The following is a 22,108-nucleotide window of genomic DNA, read 5'->3' on the forward strand; positions in this document are numbered from 1 at the left end:
TGTAATAAATCTTAGTGCTAGCTACCCCGACATACCACCGTTTGCCATCACTTCTTAATAGAGAGAGAAAACTAGATGCAGAATTTAGTTTCGGCTAGCTGGGAGAGTATTCCAACTCAACCAGTTGACCAACACCGGATTATTGCTGCCATTGACTTGGGGACAAATTCTCTACACATGGTAGTGGTAAGAATCGATCCCACACTACCAGCTTTCAGCATTATTGCCAGAGAAAAGGAAACCGTCAGATTAGGCGATCGCAATCTTGCAACAGGAGAACTCAAACCAGAGATAATTACAAAAGCGATCGCTGCTTTAGGACGCTTCCAAGAAGTTGCCAAAACGATGAATGCTGAAACAATCATTGCTGTGGCGACTAGTGCTGTGCGCGAAGCCCCCAATGGTAAAGATTTTTTGCACGCTATAGAAGCGGAGTTGGGTTTAAGCGTTGACTTGATTTCTGGTCAAGAAGAAGCACGACGAATCTACCTTGGTGTACTGTCGGGCATGGAATTCCACAACCAGCCCCACATCATTATTGATATTGGTGGCGGTTCCACAGAATTAGTTTTGGGGGACAGTCACCAAGCCCGTACTCTCACTAGTACCAAAGTCGGTGCAGTGCGACTCACTAGCGAGTTAATTACCACCGATCCCATTAGCAGCGCTGAGTTTCAATATCTCCAAGCTTACGCACGTGGAATGTTGGAACGTTCTGTAGAAGAAGTACTAGCCAATCTGGAGTTCGGAGAATCTGTACGTTTGGTGGGTACGGCTGGCACCATTGAAACCCTGGCGATGATTCATGCACGGGAAAAGTCTGGTGGTATTCCCTCTACTCTCAATGGCTACCAATTCAGTCTCAAAGACTTACGGGAGTTGGTAAATCGGTTGCGGAAACTGAGTAATGCAGAAAGGGCTACTATACCTGGAATGTCGGAAAGGCGGTCAGAAGTAATACTTGCGGGAGCCGTAATTTTACAGGAAGCGATGACCGTTTTGGGTATTGAGTCGGTGACAGTCTGCGAACGTTCTCTAAGGGAAGGCGTAATTGTAGACTGGATGCTTTCTCACGGTTTAATTGAAGATAAACTGCGCTATCAAAGTTCAGTTCGGGAACGGAATGTTCTAAAGCTTGCTAATAAGTACCACATTAATTTAGAACATAGCGATCGCGTCGCTAAATTCGCCCAGAGTTTATTTGACCAAATGCAAGGTACCCTACACCATTGGGGAGCCGACGAGCGACAATTACTCTGGGCAGCTGCAATACTACACAATTGCGGTCATTATGTCAGCCATTCCTCTCACCACAAGCACTCCTACTATCTAATTCGCAATGGGGAATTACTCGGTTACACAGAAACGGAGATTGAAATCATTGCCAATTTAGCCCGTTATCATCGTAAATCGCCGCCCAAGAAAAAACATGAAAATTACCAGGGTTTGCTGACTAAATATCAGCGACAAATAGTCAGTCAATTGAGTGCCATACTAAGATTAGCTGTGGCATTAGATAGACGCCAAATTGGGGCGATCGCTCAAGTACAATGTGAGTATTATCCACAGTTTCGGCAAGTCAATCTGTTGATTTTCCCATCTCAATTTGATGATGATTGTGCCTTAGAACTCTGGAGTTTAGATTACAAAAAAGGAGTCTTTGAAGAAGAATTTCGCGTGAAATTAGTAGCCAATTTAGAAAAGCCTACTGTTGCTCATTTCTCCTAGAAAGTAGTAAGCAGGTGCATTACAAAGCGTTCATGCACCTGTACAATCCAGCATAAGCGTACAGCTGTGCGTTAATGCCTATTAATTTGAATTCAGGCATACATCTTTAAGATTCCATTACATTTCATCCTACTTAAGAAAGAATATATAAATCTCCTTAAGAAGTATTTAAATAACCAAAATTAGCTATTAAAATGTAGTTAACAGTTTAGTTACTGTTAGGTTATGTTGCAAGGGGGTATCTAGGCTTGAGAAACCGAGGTATCCTCATTCTTATATGCGTATAAATTTCTCAGTATTCTCCAGTTAACAATATTCAAATTTAAGCGTATTAGTTGTTCTATATTTAAGAAAGCACAACTCATATAACTAAGTTATTGATTAGCAATCACTTTCGTGAGATTACTTATAAAAGTCATTTTTTCCAGCTCTTGTTTACGCTGCACTGGTTGGTTAAGAGAATAAACCTAACCATAAAACATAAAATTTCATCTGTAGCATAAAAATAGGGTTGACTGTTGACTGATAACTGGGAAAGAAATATTTTCATGCCTTGGTTGTGGAATTTTATCGTGATTGACTAGCTTGAAAATGGAAACTAGAGAGTAGGGGAAGAAACCTTTTTTATGTTTGGTTGTGGGTTTCTTCTGTAAATAGCTGTTTTCAAAAGTTGAGATCCAACAAAGTCTTATTTTGTTAACCTTTCGCTTTATGGGTTAAGTATTCATTAATTTACCAATTTCGTATTTTTTATCTTTAGAAGCACTTAAAATCAAGCCATCCAGCAACTAGCATCGGGTATTTTAAGCTACAAAAATAGCAGTAGCCAGTGAGATTAGGACATCAACTGATTGTTAGACATCTGCCTCAGAAGAGTTTTAAGCCTGTTGCCTGTTCCCTAAGTATTTTTGCTTCACAAAACGACATAATTCGGTAAAATTGGGTAAAGCAATTTTTACGCTTGTTAAATAAAGGCGCCTGCAAACCCATGCAACTGAAACTCAGTGCATTCCGACTTACATTCGCTCCTATTTTGTTAGTTGCCCCCTTTTTCCTATGGGGGACAGCAATGGTAGCAATGAAGGGAGTGATACCCCACACTACACCTTTATTCATGGCGGGTGTGCGTCTGTTGCCAGCTGGGGTGTTAATTTTGATAGCAGCAGCATTTATGGGTAGACCCCAGCCGAAAACTTGGGCTGCATGGCTATGGATTGCCTTATTTGCCTTGGTAGATGGAACACTTTTTCAAGGATTTTTGGCAGAGGGATTAGTCAGAACCAGTGCTGGGTTAGGGTCTGTGATGATTGACTCCCAACCCTTGGCTGTGGCCTTGCTGTCGTTGTGGTTATTCCAGGAACGCATTGGTTTTTGGGGATGGCTGGGGTTAGCCTTGGGAGTCACAGGTATTAGTTTAATTGGCTTACCAGACGAGTGGATTTTCCATCTTCTTGACTCAGGTGCAAATATTACACTTGGTAATTGGCAAGATTTGTTTGCTAGTGGCGAGTGGTTGATGTTGCTAGCAGCCCTATCAATGGCAGTAGGAACAGTATTGATTCGATTTGTGTGCCGACATACTGACCCAGTAACCGCTACAGGCTGGCATATGATTTTGGGAGGATTGCCACTGTGGGGATTTTCATCAATCGTCGAATCTCAACAATGGCAGAATTTAGGAGCATCTGATTTAGCGGCCTTGGGTTATGCTACCGTATTCGGCAGTGCGATCGCCTACGGATTATTCTTCTACTTTGCCTCCAGTGGTAGTCTTACCAGCCTGAGTTCCCTCACCTTTCTTACACCCATCTTTGCCTTACTATTTGGTAACCTTTTCCTCTCAGAAGTCCTCAGCCCGTTACAATGGCTAGGTGTTTTCCTAACTTTAATCAGCATCTACCTAATTAACCAACGTGATACCTTAGCAGGGCACAATAACACGATTAATATCGGCGACCAAGCCAACATACAGCAACCAGTTTTAGAATCATCTGCTAAAAAATTTAATCCCGTGGGGACTAGAGATTAGGGAGTGGAGTGTGGGGAGTGTGGGGAGTGTGGGGAGAGAGGGGGGATGGGGGAGTGTGGGGAGTGTGGGGAGAGAGATTTCTTCCCCATCCTCCCACACCTCCCACACCTCCCACACCTCCCACACCTCCCACACCTCCCACACCTTCCAATGCCCCATCCCCTATAACAAATAACAAATAATACTTAACATTTGGGCGTCTTGAAGGTATTGTAATATCCATGACTTCAAAAGCACGTTCAGACTAAAACTTGCAATATGAGGCTATGCCGTTCCTCAATCCTGGTATTTACCTGTTTTTCTTGCCTGGGTTTTTATGCAAATAGCCCAAGCACAGCTACATCTAACCCAGTACCTAAAGTTTTAGAACTTGCACAAGCTAATTCGAGGGTTACTGCTAGTCCAGCTAGTTTAAGACCCGGTAGCCAAGGGTCAGATGTACAGAGACTACAAATCCAATTAAAGAAATTAGGATACTACAGTGGCGCAGTAGATGGAAAGTATAGTGTTACTACCGAAATCTCTGTAGCTAAATTCCAAAAAGTCAAAGGTTTAAAAGTAGATGGCATCGTTGGTTTAGAAACAAGGAGAAAACTACAAGCAGCCTTAGCAGCCAAAACTCAGTTGTTTAGTTCTCCAATTGTTAACTCTCCAATTGTTACCTCTAGTGCTGCGACTCCCAAGCCAATTACAAAACCCCAGCCAACCGACAAAGGTTTTCTGTGGTGGTTAATACTTGCCGTTGGTGTTCTAGGAAGTATTGGGGCATTTCTTTTCCTGCTGAAGTGGTTTCGTCAGGTCAAACAAGTGCAAAAGTCAGAAATATCAAATACTAAAAGTTTGAGTCAAGTGAAAAAAGACCCCATTGCAGCACCTTCATCAGAGAATGTAACTAGTTTACAGAGAGCTAAGCTACCACCGACTACACAATTGCTGCTACCAGAAAAAACTACTCGTCTTGTTAAACTCAATATCGTTGACGAATTAATTCAAGATTTACGCAGTTCTGACCCGACGAAGCGGCGCAAGGCAATTTGGGATTTGGGTCAGCAGGGAGATTCTCGGGCAATTCAGCCAATGGTTGACCTGATGATTGATGCTGATTCTCAAGAAAGCAGTTTAATTTTGGCAGCTTTAGCGGAAATTGGCGCCCGCACACTCAAACCAATGAACCGTGCTTTGGCAATGTCCATGCAAGATGAAAATCCACAAGTGCGGCAAAATGCAATCCGTGACTTGACCCGTGTTTATGACATGATGAGTCAAATGAGTCAGATACTATGTCATGCGCTAGAAGACCCAGATGCCGAAGTGCAAGCAACAGCACGATACGCTTTAAGTCAGATGAATAGAATACGTGCCTTGCCGGAACAACACAATATAGCAGAAGATTCACACAGTAATTTGTAATTCGTAATTAATATCACGTCCGGTTGAATACTTATCATTTAGACTGAGGCGGGGACGCGGGGACGCGGGGACACGGAGAGTTTTTTTGATAAGTGATTAGGCGGACATAATATTATGCATCAAACCGTAAAAATTAATTTACCCTACGTTAGGCAACAAATCTAACAAACTTGTATGTACGTGGTAGCTTAAAAAGGAGAGAATAACCTTCTCAAAGTCCTATTTTTTAACAAGAGGGGTAGGAGGCATCTAAAGTTTTCGATACCTCAACCACTACTTTTAAAACATCCTCTAAAAATATTTCAACTTGACTTGAATTTTAGTGTTTGGGCCTGCTACTAAAAATGCTGCTTCGCCAAATTTAGGCGCTCTTGTTTTAACTTCCGGGTTGCTGGAAAATCCAAAACCTTCGATGGGAATACCAAGAATATTACTATTGAGAGTACGGTCATTATTTTGATCGTGCATGATAGCAACGGCATAATTACCTGCTTTTAAGTTCTCAAAGGTAAGCAGCAAAGGAGTATCATTAATCTTGATACACTGGCTTTGTAAAACGCGATCGCGTTGATTAGGAAATCCTTGACTACTAGCGAATATACTCGCACAAACTTGTCCTTCTTTATTCTTTAATCCATCAATTTCCACAGTGAGTTTACCGTTATATTCTGCTTTGGCAGTGAATGACCATGCCAAATTTCCCAAGACTGCCAACAGCAGCATACTAACTCTCAATCCTCTCACCATAAAATTTTTCCTTTGTTATTTGTCATTCGTCATTTGTCATTTGTCATTTTTCTTTTATCTAAAACTAATGACCAATAAACAATGACAGTCTTAATTATTATAAGTGTTTATTTGGACTTTAAATAATACACCATATTTTAACTGGGTGAGGTACACAATCTAAGTCTCAAAGCCAAATATTAAGCGTATTTTACTTCTGAATTCTGACTTCTAAATTTTGCTATAGGTAATGTAAACCAGAAAGTCGCGCCTGTTTGGGGACTGGAATTAATACCAATTTCGCCGCCATGAGCATTGATGATTTGCTTGCACAGATATAACCCCAATCCCAAACCTACAGAATTGCGGATGTTAGTGCCCCGAAAGTAAAGCTCAAAAAGCCGATCGCTTTGTTTTTGACTGATACCCACGCCGTTATCGCTAACGGTACAATAAATTTTGTCATCCTCAGGAGTAGCGTTAATTGTCAAAAGCAATCCAGGCGGATTGTGTTTGAGAGCATTGACAATTAAATTAGAAAAAACTCGCCATAGTTGAGTCGGATCGCCATTCACTAATGGCAAATCTGCGGTTACCAAATTTGTCAGAGTTGCTTGATTCTCTACCAGTAATGGTTCTAAATCTGCGATCGCTGCTTCGACACTCGTCAGTAATTGCACTGCTTGGCGCTGTAAAATAATACCTTGTACTTCGCTAACATGGGCTGACATCAACGAATTAATTAAGTTAAGTTGGCGATCGCTACTTTGAATCATCCGCTCTAAAATTGAGCGTGGCACAGGGATTAGGGAATGCAAAGAGGCAGAGGGGCGGGGAGCATGGGGCAGAGGGGAAAACTCTCTCTTGCTCCCTGCTCCCTGCTCCCCCCTCCCCCATTTGTCCCCCACTTCCTGATTTAACAAATTCTTCAGCACCATCAAACTACCCAACACTGGGTTGCGTAAGTCGTGGGAAACTGCATGAAAAAACACTCGTAGTTCTTCTTCAGTTTGTTTACGCTGTGTAATGTCTTCAATTAAACCTTCGTAGTATAGCAACTTTCCCTGTTCGTCACGGACTGCATAAGCTTTTTCGGAAATCCAGACGATACTACCATCTCGGCGATAAATTTGGGACTCGAATTCGGAAACCCTGCCATACTTTTCCATCAAGCGCACAAATTCTGCTCTGCGGCTGGGATCGACATACAATTGGTGTTCTATATCTGTGAAATTTGCGGTCACTTCTTCTGCTAACGAGTAGCCATAAATACGTGCTAAAGCTGGGTTTGCAGTTATGTAACGTCCATCGGGAGTGCTTTGAAAAATACCTTCAATGGCATTTTCAAAAATGGTGCGATATTTCGCTTCTGCAAGTTTGAGTTTTTGGTAGGCAGATTCAAGTTCTTGACGGGTGAAAAACTCAGAACGTTGCAAGCGATCGTAAAGATAAACACCTATATCAGATATGGCACAAAACCAAAAAATATATAAAATAAACGTTACATTATATATTTCTGGGTGTTCTGGAATTGGTGTTTTGAGTCCAAGTATCGTATTTACACCAAAATAGTAAATCAGCACAGCTGCTTGAGACAACAAGTGAAGAGTCCAGCAGACTGGCATTAATATAGCTTGACTCAAGAACAACAGCGACCAACCGATGCTATCGGGTAGCGCGAAACCTCTGAGGGTTGCAAACAACTGTGATGCTAAACTAATTGACCAAGAAGAACCCAAAAATAATAAATCTGGGCGACGGCGACCGAATTGAGTTTTATGTAAGGCAAAGCAGACAAGTATATTTATGAGCATTGCAAAATTAATTACAAGGCTTCTTGGTTGAAGTAATTCTGGCAGCTTCTTGAACTCTTGGAAAGGAAAAAACAAGCCATAAATGTCTCGCAAAGTAAAAGACAACAGACAAATCAGCGCCAGCCACAACCATAAGCGTAGTCTCTGCCACAAAAATTTGTTGCGCCAAGCTTGGTAAAAAATAGTTATTTCATCTGTTTTTGGTGCAGAAAAGGTTTTTCTCCACCAGCTTTGCACTGTTGTAAATGGGGTAGCCATCTGGCATTGCTTAGCATTCTTTAGTAATACTTAGCATATAATTAGTTAGTATTTCCTCTCCCATTTTTTGGTAATTTATGGGCGATTTGTTGCCGATGGAGTTGCTAAAGGCAATGTAAACCAAAAAGTTAACCCCCGCTTGCGGTTATTAATCACACCAATTTCGCCGCCATGTGCCTTAATAACTTGCCGACAAAGATACATTTTTAAGCCAATGCTTGTGGAACAACAATCTTGGGGATCGCGGACATGCAGATCAAAAAGGCGATCGCACTCTAATTTACTCATTCCTACGCCGTTATCTTGAATCTGAGTGCGAATCATACCAGCTTCCACGCTAGCACTTAGGGTAAATTTTAATCCTGGTGGATTATTTCGCAAGCTATGTGTTACTAAATGCGCCACAACTTTCTGCAACCGAGTTGCATCTGCCATTACTAATGGTAAATCTGCGTGAAGCAAGTTTTTGAGAGTCGCTTGGTTTTGTGTCAGTATCGGTTCCAACTGAGCGAAGATACCTCCCAGTAAGGTACTAAACTGCACAAGTTCGGGTTTAATTTCAAGACCCTGTTTTTCACAAGAATTAATTTCTAACAATGAGTTAATCATCGTCAGTTGGCGATCGTTACCTTGAATCATCCGCTCCATAATTGAGCGTGGTACAGGGATTGGGGAATGTGAAGAGGCAGAAGGGCGGGGAGCAGGGGGCAGAGGGGAAAACTCTCCCTTGCTCCCTGCTTCCTGCTCCCCGCTCCCCCGCTTATCCCCCACTCCTTGATTTAACAAATTCTTTAACACCATTAAGTTACCCATGACAGAAGTTTGTAAATCATGGGCAACTGTGTGTAAAACTACATCTTTGACGCGATGTAATTCTTCAACTTCTTGGATTTTCTGCTGCAATTGTGCTGTACGTTCTCGTACTTGGTGTTCTAAATTAATGTTGAGTTCTGCTAGTTCTTGATAAATCCGGCTTTGGTGAATGGCGATCGCTACTTGTTCTGACATTTGTTGTAGCAAATCAATTTCTATTGGCTGCCAATGACGCGGTGCTGAGCATTGATTGGCAATTAGCGCACCAAATAATTCCTCATTTAGCATAATTGGTACAGCTAAACTAGCCCTAGTTTGAAATTTTTGACAGTGAGTTGTTACTTTGGAAGATATTTCTATTTGCGTTATATCTTCAACAGCACGCACGACATTATCTTTTAATAAGTTTCTTAATTCTTGTATATAAGCTTCATCATTAGTAGACCAACCAGAAACTGAGGGATATTTGGGATCTACTGATTCAGCAAGAGTTCTGATTCCTAAATTGGCATTATAGAGACCAATGAAGACCCGATCTGCTTGCAGAAATTGCCTGACTTCCGTTACTGTGGTCTGGAGAATTTCATCTAAGTTCAACGAAGACCGAATTCGCACTAGGGTTTCTGCCAACAAGCGATCGCGTTGTGCTGCTAGGCGTAATTTGGCTTCTACTTGCTTGCGTTCTGTGATGTCGTGATGAACTGCTAGTAAGCAAGGAATACTATCCAAATCAATGACTTCAGCTGAAACCAATACTGTAATGATTTTCCCAGATTTTTGCCGAAATTCTAATTCTAAATTGCGGATAACTCCTGTAGCTTGTAATTCCTGTATTATCTTCAGGCGATCGCCTGCATTCACCCAAAGATTTAAACCTAAAGAAGTTTTCCCAATTGCTTCATCTCGCTCATAACCTGAAAGTTTGACAAAAGTGTCATTAACTTCTATGAAGCGTCCTTCTTTGAGGGTACTAATGGTAATTGAATCGGGGCTGCAACTAAAAGCTTTAGCAAATTTTTGGGCAAAATTTTGCAGAGCGATTTCTGCTTGTTTGCGTTCTGTGATGTCTCGAACGATTGCTAATATTTCGTCTTGACCACTCACTACCAACCGCGCTTCATAATCTCTGATTCCCAAAGGCGTTGTTAGCTGATATTCGCAAGTTTGCAAATTTCCAGAGTCTAAAGTTTTAGCGATCGCTTCTTGGCTAATGGCAGCAACATCACTCGGCAATAATTCCTGCAAATTTTTTCCCACTATTTCTTCGCGATCTAGTGTGACATTTGCCCCCTCACTTTTCAAATCGAGATATTCGCCATCGCGGCTAATGCGAAACATCAAATCGGGAATAGCAGACAAAATTGCTTTATACCGCGCTTCACTATCTTGCAATTTTTCTTGGGCTTGTTTTTGCTCTGTAATATCCATGACTAAGCCATTCCAGAGCAAATCGCCTTTTTTTTGTGGTTCTGGACTAGAAGTACCTTCAATCCACTTTAGTTTGCCACTAGGCGTGATGATGCGACCTTGCCAATGCCAAGGTGTAAAAGTAGCGCGACAAACAGCTATGGATTCTGTAAAGGCTTTTATATCGTGTGGATGAATCAGTTTGCGTAACACGCGAAAGTCTGCTTGTATAACTTCTGGTTCTATTTCATACAAATTTTCACAACCAGAACTTATATAAAGTACACAAACAGAAGCATCCTGCCGTTGCAGAACTTGGAAAATCATTCCTGGGAAATTAACAGCAATTTTTGATAGCAGGTTAATAACCTCTTGCTGACAGTTTGGTGTATAAGGAGACTTTACAACAGTTTCATCCACTCTTTGACCCTTTATAAACAAGTTATTGATGTATAATCAAAAGCCAGAATAGCCAACAGAGCAGTTTTGATTCTGTTAGCGATGATGCTTGCAGAATCAAAACTGTACCTTCTCCCAGAGTAGTTCGTGAGCAAGCGATCGCATTCACCCAATCGGGTGAACCATTTGTTAGAGCGAGGATGTCGCGAACAAGTTAGTGACAATTAGTGATTAGCAACACTTTTTTGACACAGCCCTCGTCTTCAGTTAGCTTTTATAACTCTACACTAATACTATTTGAATCTAATTGAGTATCAAGACGATACTGATTTATAACAATTTAATTTTATAAAAAGCCCAAGCAAGTACTTCTAAAATTTAACTGAAAATATTGCATTATTAATAGTAATAAAGCATTAGCTAATCCCATATCAATTTTATTTGATGGCTTAAAAAATTCGCTTTCAAATTCAAAATGCTGATTTGCTATTCCCTACTCCCTAGCTACATAACAACTTCAAAAATTAAAGCTGATTCATAGATATATCTATTTTATAACTATATAAATAAAAAGTTAAATAGTATTATAAATAAAGTATTAACGATAAATTCCTTTGGTTACTTTAATGATATTTAGAGGCGGATAAAAACAAATTGCTATTTCTCAATAACTACCTTATTTTAAGTACAAAATTGAATTAATTGGTATTTCGCAGTACTTAAAATATAGATTTTTGTATCTATGGGATACAATTTCTAGACACTAAACTAACAACTTGCGTTACTAGCAGTAGGTGAGGCAGTAGATATACTGAAGCTATCTTTAGTTTTACCTAGCTGGTTAGAAAATAAAGCTTGTTAGAGTAATAACTGCATGGATATTGGCAGAAATTTGGCTAAATTTGGCTAATAAGAAAAAAAAATCAAACGTCCTAACCTAGTCACAGAGTAGTTTTGATTTTATTGGAGATATGTAGTCAAAGAAACTACCCTTGACTATTTTTACCAAATATTAATAAACTGTACTCGCTTATAGAAAAGTTGGTGAATCTTATTACTCTTTATAGTAGTAAATTCGCCTAACTATTCTTGTACAAACATATTGCCATACAGTAATTGTGTTGTTCCCTGTGTGGTGCTAAGGAGACTTAATGAAAAAACTTCATCTAGGTTCGATGCGCTCGAACATTTGTTCAGCGCTTAGCTTTGCCATGACTCTGGCTATGGCCGTTAACACTCCAATATATGCTCAAACGCTCACTTCACAATCGACTCCATTAGATCATCTCAAAGCCGCACCTCGACCCGTATTTAAAAAAGGCAATACTCTATTACCCTTGGGCCAAGCGCATTGTGGTTTATCGAAAGATACTTACATTGAATTAGCTAACTATTGGGGGTATGGGCTACCAGTACAGAAGGATAATTTGGCCGAAGTTGCCCAAGCTAATCCTGGTCGCTACCACCTGGTCGCAGGGGTAGGCGAAGTGTATAGATTTTATGATAACTACGATGGGCGTTACCCCGAGCTACCCAAGCTCCCACCGAACACGTGGTTACGTGACACAAGTGGAAAGATCATTCTCAGCGGTGGCCGACCAATAGTAAGTCCAGCTGCACCAAATGAGGCATTTCAAATCATCGGCGACTACTACGGAAAATCTATAAGACAATTAGAGATTACTGCCGGTCAGGCTATCAAGCTGATACAGAACCAAGGTGAAACTGGTTTGTGGGTTCCTCTAGACAACGATCCTGCACAGTTATACGGCCAAGACCCTCAAGTAAAAGCTGACTTCAATAATTCTGGTTTGAATGACTGGTTCGCCTACATATCTCGCAACAAAGCACGACAGGAAGGGGCGCTTAAACAGAAGTTATTGAGTAACTTGCAGTCCAAATCGACGTACTCATGGTATCAGGAGCAATATGGTACTGAGCGTGGTCGTTGGGCTGGATGGTCATGGTATATGTTCCTATATGAACATTTCATAGATTCTTATAAAAAACCAATTGTATCTGATTATACAGCGCCAGAGATGTATTATAATTTTCACAACTCTGGCTGGACCGGTATAGAGTACAATAGCGCCGTGCCATGGGACGCATTGACACAAGCGTTGAATAATATTTCTGGGGCAATCAGTCTGGGACAGAAGTTCACTTATCCTTGGGTAAGTATGGGTTGGGAAGGTTACACAGGTCAACCAATCTCCAGTCCAGATACCTTTATGGGTATGATGAAGACTTACTACACGGCAGGAGCCATCGGGTCTGTGGGTGGGTATTTCGTATGCGGTGGACCAATATGGGAAGCACTCAACTACAATAAGCCGATTGGTGCGACAACTCCCACACTGATCAGGCAATTAACAATACAAGGTCATGCTCATGCGTTGTTCTCACATTTGGAAGAGTACTTGCGTAAGGGTGACCTTTTGCCGGGACCAAATCTGCATCCCTATCAAAGTTGGACTAAGCTATTGCCAGCAATGGAGTTTCCTGCTGAAGGTCAGACACAGCAAGTAGAAAGTAGATGGGGACTTGTGACCATACGGACTGCTCGTGTGTTGGCACGCAAAATTAGTGGCGAAGACCGTTGGCTAGTTACTGCTTGGGCGAATGTCGGCAGCGATCGCGACGTGAAGGTGAAAATTGATAGTAAACTCGGAACTCTGACTTTACGTGCGAGGAGAGCAGGTTCTGTGTATGTTGTCAAATATGCAAATGGTCTGGTTCAAAAGACTCTGATAGATTCTGATGCTATGAACCCGACTAAGTTCTTGTCTCCTTAATATCAAAATGGGGAGTAGGGAGTGGGCAGATGGGGAGATGAGGGGTACAGAGGAAGTTGCAGTAAGTCTTTTACCCTTGCCTCTTCTTAGACCCAATGCAGTGGGGGAAGATATCAATCCATAACACTCTCTACTCACAATTTCCGTTGCTTTATGGCTTGAGCTGGATTACCCGCATAAATTGTCATCGGCTCTAAAGAACTACTAGCTACTCCCCCTAAGGTAAGTACTGCTCCCCGACCAACGGTAACTCCTGGGCCAATTACTGCCTTGGCTGCAATCCAACTACTTTCTTGAATATAAATAGGTGCAGTAACCAGTTTAAAATCAGGATAGCTCCAATCGTGATTACCAGTACACAGATAAACGCCTTGAGATAGACATACATGACTTTCAATGGTGACTAGAGCAAGGTTATCAATCCAGGTATCTTCTCCAATCCATACATAATCGCTAACTATCAATCGCCAAGGGAATTTGATGCGAACTCCCGGCTTGATACGGACACCTTGACCAATTTTTGCTCCAAAAGTACGAAGAAGCAAAACTTTTAAGCCTGACATGGGAAGCAAGCGACTTTGTACTAAGGGTGAACCTAAAAAGTACCACAGAAGTTGCTTCCAATAAGGTGCGCCAGGAATATAATCACCGACTGTGTAACAATCTAGACGCATACTACTAGAGTAAATCAATAACAGACTGAAGACTGGTTCCTGTACGACCTGTGACAATCCAAAGTATGGAGCGTCCTAGATCCCGGATAATAGGAGAAATAGTTTCTTTTTTTGATTGTTCTGGATCTGATAGTACAGAAATTGGTGTAAAGGCGATACCTTTGCTACCAAGAATCATGGTGGCGATCGCCCTAGCTCTAGCCATATGAAAATCTGAGGTAATTAAGTAAATATGTTGTATACCTTTATGCTCAAACTCAGGAACAATTGTAGTAAAGTTTGTAACGGTATCAACAGCACGATAATCTAGGTGAAGACGACTGTCTGAAATGCCAGCAGCTTGAAAAATCGGTCGCGCTATTTCAGGCGGAGTACCAGAGGAAACCCAAACTTCCAAAGCAGGATACCAACGGGCTATTTCGGCGGCTGTCTGTTCGCGATCTATCCACGCCCCAAGAGTCAGGATAGCTTGGGGTTGAGGCGCTTGGTGGTAAGCTATGGCCAAACGCACAGGAATAATCAGCAGCAGGGAGAGGAAAGAACTTGCTAAAGCTAAAATAAAATATTTTTTGCCTAGCCAATGAAACTTTCTGCTCATGCTTTTTCTTTTAATTGTTCGGCTTCAATCAAACGAATTGCCAGCATAATTTCTGCCAATACACGCTCAAATGCATAGTACCAACCGCGCCAGCCATCAAGTATCCCACCCTTGAAAACCAGGCAGTAGAAAAGAATAATGAAAGGAGCAAAAAGTTTTTGTTTGCGGATGCGATCGCCCCAACTTAGTTCGCTCATTGGAGTATTCAATAGCTTCTTGACTTCAATCACCATGTAGCGATCCTGTGCCCATAACCAACGACTAAAAGGTTTGCGATCGTCGTGGTAAATATAGCCAGATAACATTGCTGATTTCCCTTTAACTTGTAAGAGTTGGGTATGACCATCATCAATGTAAATAGATTTATTGATTCTAAAAAGAACCTGTCGAGGAGGAAGTATTGTACCCCTTAGAGGTTTACCGAAAACACAATATTTGAATCTAATAAAATAACCATCTATCGGTGAATCTTCAGGTAATTCCTTGATTTCATCAGTCAGTTTCTCTGAAACAATATAATCTGCGTCTAGAGATAGTACCCACTCGGAGTTAATTTGAGATAAACCGTAATTCCACTGTGTAGCGTGAGTATCAAATTTTCTTTGAAATAATTTAGCTTGAGGATAGGATGCAATGATGTCTAAAGTTTCATCAGAACTATAGCTGTCAACAATAACAATCTGATTTGCCCAAGTTAGTTTTTCTAGCGTTCGCTGAATATTAGGTGCTTCATTGTAGGTTAGAATTAGCGGGGTGATTTTATCTAGCATAAATATAAATACATCAAAAATTGCAGGAAACTAAATTTATTGATTCCTATAAACTTCGAGCCAATAATTCATTTATCTAGGTTTATAAATATAAATTGCTCAAGATTTTTTACAGAAAAGTAGGAAGAAATTCTTTCTGGAGAACAGTTTGATAAATTTGTTGCATTTGCAAGGCTGTTTTTTCTAAAGTGTATTTTTCAGATATAAGTTGACGAGCTCGCTCACCCATTTTTTGGGCGGTTTGAGTATTATTAAAGTAATGTTCTAAAGCCTGGGCGATCGCTGCTATATCCAAGTCTGGAACGTAACCTAGTTGGTTTTGTTTGACAACAGAAGCTAAGGCGACACCAGGAGTCACCAAAACAGGAACGCCTACAGCTAATGATTCTAAAACAGAGACAGCAAAGTTTTCCGAATGAGAAGTCAGAACAAAAAGGTCAGAACCTTGCATCAATATATCTTTTGTTTGGCCTTCGACAAATCCCACAACAAGGGTGCGATCGCGCAATCCACTCTTAACCAGCAAAGATTCTATTTGAGCTTCGTAATCTGGAGTGCCATTACCTGCAAGTATAAAAGTAAAACGATGGTGAGTCAGTTTGCTCAGAGCCGGAATCAGATACTCTAAACCTTTTTTATAATGCAGGCGAGACAAAAACAAAATCACAGGTTCGTCTTGGGGAATGTTAAACTGTTGCCGCAGACGCTGACGAGCATCAGAAATTTTGCTTGGTAAAGATATTCCCAGAGGTAAGACAAAATTAGGTTTGTGCAGTCCAAGTAACGACACTTCTTGCTGTTCCTTCTCGGAAGTAAAGTGGATCGTTTGACTGCTGTCAAGATTTGCTTGTTCTATGAGTCTAAGGTAGGTTTGCTTTTTACGCGTACTTTGTTGTAAAGACCACTCACATAGTAAACCATGTGGAGTGACTATGTACGGAACATTTTTGATCCGAGCGATCGCCATTGCGATCGTTGATGGATATGAGAAAAGAGCGTGGATATGTAGAAGCTCATACTGAGAAATATTTTGCCAAAGCCATTGTGTCAACTCACCAGTGAAGGCATATTCTCTGACGGCTTTGATATTCGGTGAAAAGCGGTGGAAAAACCAAACTGCAACATGATTGTACTGAATGCGCTTGCCAAGCGGAACATCAAGTAAGTTATCACCATCGTCGTTAGTAGTGGCAATTTCGGCATTCACATTAATTATTTGTAATGCCTTTACCATGTCCAAAACAGCTTGACTCGTGCCACCACGCACTTTTGTGATAGAAGGAATAACATGGAGAATTTTCATTAGTAATCAATCAAAGACTAAAAATAATTATACATATAAATAAATTTTATTTTTCAATCTTAAATTTGACTTTTTTGCCAAGATAAATAGTGATTCTGCATACGATCCAAATCTAGTAAATACTTTCCTAGTGATAAATACATCAGTAATGAAAAGACAGGAAAAGATAAATTCCCCAAAAGAATAGCTTCTGAAAAACTTCCTGCTAAAAGACCTACCAAGCCAGCTATAACAGTACTACTATGCAAAAAATAAATAGATTTTGTATTACTTAATTTATGAAGTTCAAACATCATCTTCAAACATCCTAGCCCCATCATCACTATAGGTATAAATCCTATCAATCCTGTAGTGTCTCCAGCAGCTAACCAAGAATTTTCTCCAAAAACCAAACGTCCTCCCTCCAACGGAGAACCAAAAATTGGGTTACTCATAAAGCCTTCCCACATACCAGCCCAAGCTCCTTCACGTGTGTTTCCACCGGAAATGAACCTATTGCTTGCTGGTGTGCTTTGGGTAATCTGATCTGGACTGATGAACCAAAAAATTACACCCAACAAAACACCAACAAATAAGCCCAAGCGTAGTAAAGAACCAGCTCTATTACGATAGAAAAATAAAATCGAGCTAATTCCCATAATTGCGCCAGTGCGAGAAGCTGTGAGAAATAAAAAATATGCAACAACAAGTAAAATAGCTATCCAAAAAGCTTTTATCCAGTCCCATTTTGTGTGGCTTTCAATGAGAAACATGAAGCAGGGAATAGTACCTGCTAACAGAGCCGCTGCATGTTGTGAACTACCAGTAGTTCCCAGGAATCTTCCTTGCACAAAGGTCATTGCATACATATCAAATCTTCCTTGATAAGCGCAGACAATAGCAAAGATGACACCAGTCATTGCCAGTGACCAAACACCTAAGCGGAAATTATATTCATCCTGCAACCATCGAGAAGGTCCTAACTTAAACATCAGTACAATTGCCCCAAATGTAATTAGCGCAAGTAAGGCAAAAGCTACGTCACCATAAACTAGAATCTTAAAAAAAACTGCTACCTGAAATGCGATCAGGTAATATACTGGCTGTGGAATAATTATTCGCCGCCATCCATTGTGTGTTTGCATTCCCAGTACGATCAGCAAACCAAGGAGAACTATGGTGAGGGGGCGACCCATGTCGCGCAATTGTTGTAACGGAAAAACTAAAGGTGGTGGTTCGGTTATCCACTCATCCTGAAATTTTCCTAAGGAAGTTGCATAACAGCAAATACCGAATAATAGCCAAGCTAAACGCCGGGAGTGTCTAGCTTTTTCCAATATGAAAACAGCAATGACAATACCAAATATGCTATAAGGACTAAAGATCAGGGCAAGAAGTTTGCTAATAGGATCTGAATTCATGCTTGAAAATTCATGCCAGATTTTGAGTAGTGAGATTACTGATATTTTGCTTAACTGTTTTCATCTGGTGTGCATCGTGTAACAATTCCTGCCAACGAGTTGCCCAGATATTGGCAGCGTAAGGGGCTGCTAATTGTTGCGATCGCTTTCCCCAATTTGGTAACTCAGAATAGTATTGGTGTAAAGTTAGCATTGCCTTAGCTAAAGCTTTTGGCTGTTCTTTGGGTACGGTTAAACCATTATACCAAGGTCGAATTACTTCAACCGCAGAACCACAGATATCAGTACAAATAATAGGTAACCCAGCCGCAGCAGCTTCAACTAAAGCTAGCGGCCAAGGATCGAATCGACTGGGCAAAATAAAAGCTCCTGCCTCGCGCCATACTGCTTGCATCTGTGATGGTTGTAAAAATCCTCGATTCTCGATTCCTGGTTTTCCCTCAAGATGTGATTCCAATGCTCCTTGTCCACAACATACCAAAGTCCAAGGATTAGATACTTGAGAACGGTAAATTTGGTAAGCTTCTACAAGCACATCAATTGCTTTAACCGGAACGTAGCGACCAACAAATAAAAATGAACGCGGCCATTGGGACTTAAAGCGTTGTTCCCACAATGGAGACCAAACATCATAATCAATACCATAAACTCCATGCGCTATATTTGCTGGTTCAATTCCTAGACGTGAAGCATATTGCCAGCTACGTTCTCCGGCAACAACAACACTATCTATACATTGCAGATAGGAGCGAAGAAACCAAGGCGCTAAATGTTGTTTCCACGTACCCCACCAAGGGGTATCCATAGTCATAACTAAGCCTGTTTTACATAATTCGGAAGCAAACGCCAACTGACGATAAGGTTTATGCAACCAACCGCAAAGAACAACCACATCTGGAGATTCTGCCAACACCAAACGTTTGATTAAATTTGCATCCTGTCTTTCTTTTATATCCAAAAGTCGGCAGGGAATACCCTGCATCAATTGATCGGAAAATGCAGTTTCAGTATGAGCTTGAAAGGCAATGACAAATACATCAATTTCTGGTATTTGCTGCAAAGTTCGCCAGCAGGCTGCCATGTAACCAGAGATATCAGACCAGCAAAAAACAACTTTTAGAGCCATAAGGATTTGTTGATGTTAAGCAAATTCCTGTAAAGCAGTTACTACCCTGTTTACACATCGTAACCAAGTATGTTCTGCTGCATGTTTGCGGCCTCGTTGAACATATTCTCTTGCAAGACGAGGATTTGCTTCTAAGTTTATAAGTATTTGGGCGATCGCATCAGTTTCTTCTGGATTAACAACAATCCCAGCATCCCCAACAACTTCAGGAAGAGAAGCTCTATTAGAAACAATTACTGGAGTCCCTACAGCCATTGCTTCTAGGGCTGGCATCCCAAACCCTTCATAGAGAGAAAGAAACAAAAGTGATGATGCTTGGCGTAATAATCCGGGTAGATCTTCGTCGGAAACCATGCCCAACAAGCTGATATTAGAGTGAGCTTTAGCTGCTTCAATGTAATCAGTTTCTAATTCACCAGCGACAAGAATTTTTAAATTACTTTTGCGCTCAAGGAGAGCTTTTGCAACACCAAGAACATAATCGCCTCCTTTTTTTTGACGCAAACCACCAATGACTAAAGTGTAAGGTGCTTCCATCGGTGGCTTTAAATCTAAAGAATTAAATGACGCAATATCAAAGAAAGACTGCTCAACGCCATTTCCAACTACTACAATCTTTTGCGGATCGGCTCCTAATAATTCCACCATCCGTTGCTTGGAAAATTCTGAAACAGTAAAAACCACCCGACATTCAGATAAAGCACGACGTACCCAACGCCCCCACTTATAGCCAAACCATTGATGCTGCAAAGTACGCGACCAAGGCAAATTTGTTTCAAATGCTTGTACGTCATGGATTGTAACAGCAACTGGGCATTTAGACACTGGGATATAAGTTTCCATTGGCGCATAAAGCCAGTCTGTCTGTTCTGGCAAATATTTATCCATGCGAGGATAGCCAAATAGTTTCCATGTCCGCTCAGTGGGATTTTCTAGTCCAGGAAAAGTAAGCTTGGGTAGTTCGCGTAAGGGACAGCGTGGGTTAAGCTTACCGTCGCTTTCCAACCACTGTTGTGAGAAAAGCAGATCTAACTCAACTCCACTTTGCTGTGCAAGTCCAAGCAATATCTGATTTATATGCCGCCCTACTCCCGTACAAGGTAAGTATGTGCGAATAGGATGAATATAAGCAACTAATTTCACAAATAAATTTCACTATAAAAGTTTAGCTAATTGACCAATGAGCTAACGGCTGAAGGGGATAATTGAACTACAACCTTTTCTCCAAGTATACTTTGAACAAAGTCAACAGTGCCCAGTGCTCGGTAGAATGCACTGCTACATCCTGGTAATATTGCATCATGAAACTCTATTAAATAGGTATTTACTGAATGAATCCAATCCTGAAAATTTCCAGAAAATAAATCTTTCTCAGCACCTTCTATATCGATTTTCATAATATCTATTTTATTGATATTATATTGTCGCATTAGGTCTTTAACAGATATAGCTTGGACTAAATTGCTACTACTGTTTTTGCTTTCACCAAATCTTAAAGCCCAATCTTCATCTTCAGGGTTTTGTAAAAATAATTCACAGCTTTCTTTCCATACAGCTGCTTGTAAGCAAATAACATTGTCGTAAGACTGAGTATTTTTCTTTAAGAGTTCAAAGCTTGCTAAAGAAGGTTCTAATGCAATAATTAAGGCTTGAGGATATTTTTCAGCAAAGTACGCTGTTGAAATTCCGATATTGGCGCCAAAATCAAGAATTACACCTTTTTCCGAAACTGAAAAATCTGATTTAAATTCATTAAAAGCATAAATTGATACGAATACAGCAATATCAGACGTTCCTTTCCGGAGATAAAACTTTTGTTTATTAGCAGGAATTTGAATTTCTGCCAATCCTTTTTTACCAATTAATTTAAAAAAGATACTTAAACCAGCAAACTTGTAGAAGTAGATTAAACGTAACAATGTGAGTATTTGAATATAAACTAAATTAATTCCCATATGTAATATTCCTTTGATATTTTAATTTTTTAGATAACAGCTTTATGTATTTCTACACCAGAAATAATTGTCTCATCATTTAATGAACATTCGCTATCATCTCTGAAAAATATTCAAATCCAAAATTATCAATATGTTGTGGTGTTAATGGTCTAGCATTAACTGTCCGCCAAATTAATTTCTTCACAGAACGCCAGTTAGCAAGTGAGTGAAGCATAATACTTTCAGAATGTCCAATAGTGTAAGCTGCTGCTCTAAATGGCATGGGCTGTAATGGCTTTCCTAATTGTTCGCAAACTTTCTTCATTTTTAAATGCTCCCATAAATCTACAAAAAACTCATCATCTGGAGTTTCCATAGACTTGGGTAAATCTTTTTCAGTTAGCCATACAATATTTGAGGAGGCTGACCAGCAATAAAAGTCGTTGCGTAGATATATCCTTTGTATCCCTTCCTGATACACAAAGCCTTTGGGAAAATACCATCCATTTGAGCCATAATTCTTTTTCACAAAACTGACAAGTTCTTGATGAATAAAATCATCTGCATCCATCCGCATTACATATCCTTGGCCAAAACCTTTGCAGGCAACCATACCTCGTTTGACCTTAAGTTTGATGTCAAGATATACTTCTCCAGTATTTTTTGGAATCGGAAAAGAATCAGTTACTATTTCTATTCTTGAATCTTGAGGATAATTTTGTGGTGGTTCATTGCAGACTAAAATTATTTTTAAGTCAGGACAAGTTTGTCGAAGAATGCTATTTAATGTTTGGGAACAAAGGCGAGAGACAAGAGACCAGTCTTTACTAACTTTTGGACTCTTCAAGGGAACAATAAAAGTGAGAATGGGTGATTGCATAGTATAAATACGGCTTCAATAATTGTTTTTGTAATCAGGCA

At 40.4% G+C, this 22,108-nt stretch carries 17 protein-coding genes; 4 read left to right on the top strand and 13 right to left on the bottom strand.

Going from position 1 to position 22,108, the window contains the following annotated elements:
• Positions 1-75 precede the first annotated feature (75 nt).
• Both ACM0OY_RS06780 and ACM0OY_RS06785 read left to right on the top strand, forming a co-directional pair.
• Entirely contained in the window at positions 76-1,728 is a 1,653-nt protein-coding gene (locus tag ACM0OY_RS06780) for an HD domain-containing protein (RefSeq protein WP_414568096.1), read from the top strand.
• A 988-nt stretch (positions 1,729-2,716) separates the two neighbouring features.
• Positions 2,717-3,757 (top strand): DMT family transporter, encoded by a 1,041-nt coding sequence (locus ACM0OY_RS06785; protein WP_414568097.1) that lies wholly within the window; start codon positions 2,717-2,719, stop codon positions 3,755-3,757.
• On the opposite strand, the gene ACM0OY_RS06790 is transcribed toward ACM0OY_RS06785, so the two are convergent.
• Positions 3,747-3,980, bottom strand: a complete 234-nt coding sequence (locus tag ACM0OY_RS06790) for a hypothetical protein (protein WP_414568098.1) — start codon at positions 3,978-3,980, stop codon at positions 3,747-3,749. The two genes, ACM0OY_RS06785 and ACM0OY_RS06790, sit on opposite strands and share 11 nt — an antisense overlap.
• Positions 3,981-4,015: 35 nt before the next feature.
• On the opposite strand from ACM0OY_RS06790, the gene ACM0OY_RS06795 reads away from it, so the two are divergent.
• Positions 4,016-5,167 (top strand): peptidoglycan-binding protein, encoded by a 1,152-nt coding sequence (locus tag ACM0OY_RS06795; RefSeq protein WP_414568099.1) that lies wholly within the window; start codon positions 4,016-4,018, stop codon positions 5,165-5,167.
• 291 nt (positions 5,168-5,458) lie between these two features.
• On the opposite strand, the gene ACM0OY_RS06800 is transcribed toward ACM0OY_RS06795, so the two are convergent.
• From ACM0OY_RS06800 to ACM0OY_RS06810, 3 genes are all read right to left on the bottom strand, one after another.
• Entirely contained in the window at positions 5,459-5,914 is a 456-nt protein-coding gene (locus ACM0OY_RS06800; protein ID WP_414568100.1) for a DUF2141 domain-containing protein, read from the bottom strand.
• 179 nt (positions 5,915-6,093) lie between these two features.
• The gene (locus ACM0OY_RS06805) at positions 6,094-7,965 is read right to left on the bottom strand and encodes an ATP-binding protein (protein ID WP_414568101.1); all 1,872 of its coding nucleotides are present in this window, start codon (positions 7,963-7,965) and stop codon (positions 6,094-6,096) included.
• A gap of 75 nt (positions 7,966-8,040) precedes the next feature.
• Positions 8,041-10,605, bottom strand: a complete 2,565-nt coding sequence (locus ACM0OY_RS06810; RefSeq protein WP_414568102.1) for a PAS domain S-box protein — start codon at positions 10,603-10,605, stop codon at positions 8,041-8,043.
• A 1,130-nt stretch (positions 10,606-11,735) separates the two neighbouring features.
• Between ACM0OY_RS06810 and ACM0OY_RS06815 the strand changes: the two genes are divergently transcribed.
• Positions 11,736-13,379, top strand: a complete 1,644-nt coding sequence (locus ACM0OY_RS06815; RefSeq protein ID WP_414568103.1) for a hypothetical protein — start codon at positions 11,736-11,738, stop codon at positions 13,377-13,379.
• A gap of 134 nt (positions 13,380-13,513) precedes the next feature.
• Here ACM0OY_RS06815 and ACM0OY_RS06820 read toward each other — a convergent pair whose 3' ends face one another.
• The 9 genes from ACM0OY_RS06820 to ACM0OY_RS06860 all read right to left on the bottom strand — a co-directional run bounded on the left by ACM0OY_RS06820 (position 13,514) and on the right by ACM0OY_RS06860 (position 22,067).
• Positions 13,514-14,053 (bottom strand): WcaF family extracellular polysaccharide biosynthesis acetyltransferase, encoded by a 540-nt coding sequence (locus tag ACM0OY_RS06820; RefSeq protein ID WP_414568104.1) that lies wholly within the window; start codon positions 14,051-14,053, stop codon positions 13,514-13,516.
• 4 nt (positions 14,054-14,057) lie between these two features.
• Positions 14,058-14,651, bottom strand: a complete 594-nt coding sequence (locus ACM0OY_RS06825; protein WP_414568105.1) for a YdcF family protein — start codon at positions 14,649-14,651, stop codon at positions 14,058-14,060.
• Entirely contained in the window at positions 14,648-15,421 is a 774-nt protein-coding gene (locus ACM0OY_RS06830; protein ID WP_414568106.1) for a glycosyltransferase family 2 protein, read from the bottom strand. Before ACM0OY_RS06830 ends, ACM0OY_RS06825 begins: the two co-directional genes overlap by 4 nt.
• 109 nt (positions 15,422-15,530) lie before the next feature.
• Positions 15,531-16,724 (bottom strand): glycosyltransferase, encoded by a 1,194-nt coding sequence (locus ACM0OY_RS06835; RefSeq protein WP_414568107.1) that lies wholly within the window; start codon positions 16,722-16,724, stop codon positions 15,531-15,533.
• 59 nt (positions 16,725-16,783) lie between these two features.
• A complete protein-coding gene (locus ACM0OY_RS06840; RefSeq protein WP_414568145.1) occupies positions 16,784-18,124 on the bottom strand; it encodes an O-antigen ligase family protein in 1,341 nt (446 codons plus the stop codon).
• A gap of 10 nt (positions 18,125-18,134) precedes the next feature.
• On the bottom strand, positions 18,135-19,250 hold the full coding sequence (locus ACM0OY_RS06845; protein ID WP_414568108.1) for a glycosyltransferase family 4 protein: 1,116 nt from the start codon (positions 19,248-19,250) through the stop codon (positions 18,135-18,137).
• Positions 19,251-19,265: 15 nt separating this feature from the next.
• A complete protein-coding gene (locus ACM0OY_RS06850) occupies positions 19,266-20,393 on the bottom strand; it encodes a glycosyltransferase family 4 protein (RefSeq protein ID WP_414568109.1) in 1,128 nt (375 codons plus the stop codon).
• A gap of 26 nt (positions 20,394-20,419) precedes the next feature.
• On the bottom strand, positions 20,420-21,205 hold the full coding sequence (locus ACM0OY_RS06855) for an FkbM family methyltransferase (RefSeq protein WP_414568110.1): 786 nt from the start codon (positions 21,203-21,205) through the stop codon (positions 20,420-20,422).
• Between the two features lie 79 nt (positions 21,206-21,284).
• A complete protein-coding gene (locus ACM0OY_RS06860) occupies positions 21,285-22,067 on the bottom strand; it encodes a glycosyltransferase family A protein (RefSeq protein ID WP_414568111.1) in 783 nt (260 codons plus the stop codon).
• Between the last annotated feature and the right edge of the window lie 41 nt (positions 22,068-22,108).

Source organism: Nostoc sp. CCY 9925, assembly GCF_963920935.1.
Classification (GTDB): domain Bacteria; phylum Cyanobacteriota; class Cyanobacteriia; order Cyanobacteriales; family Nostocaceae; genus Nostoc.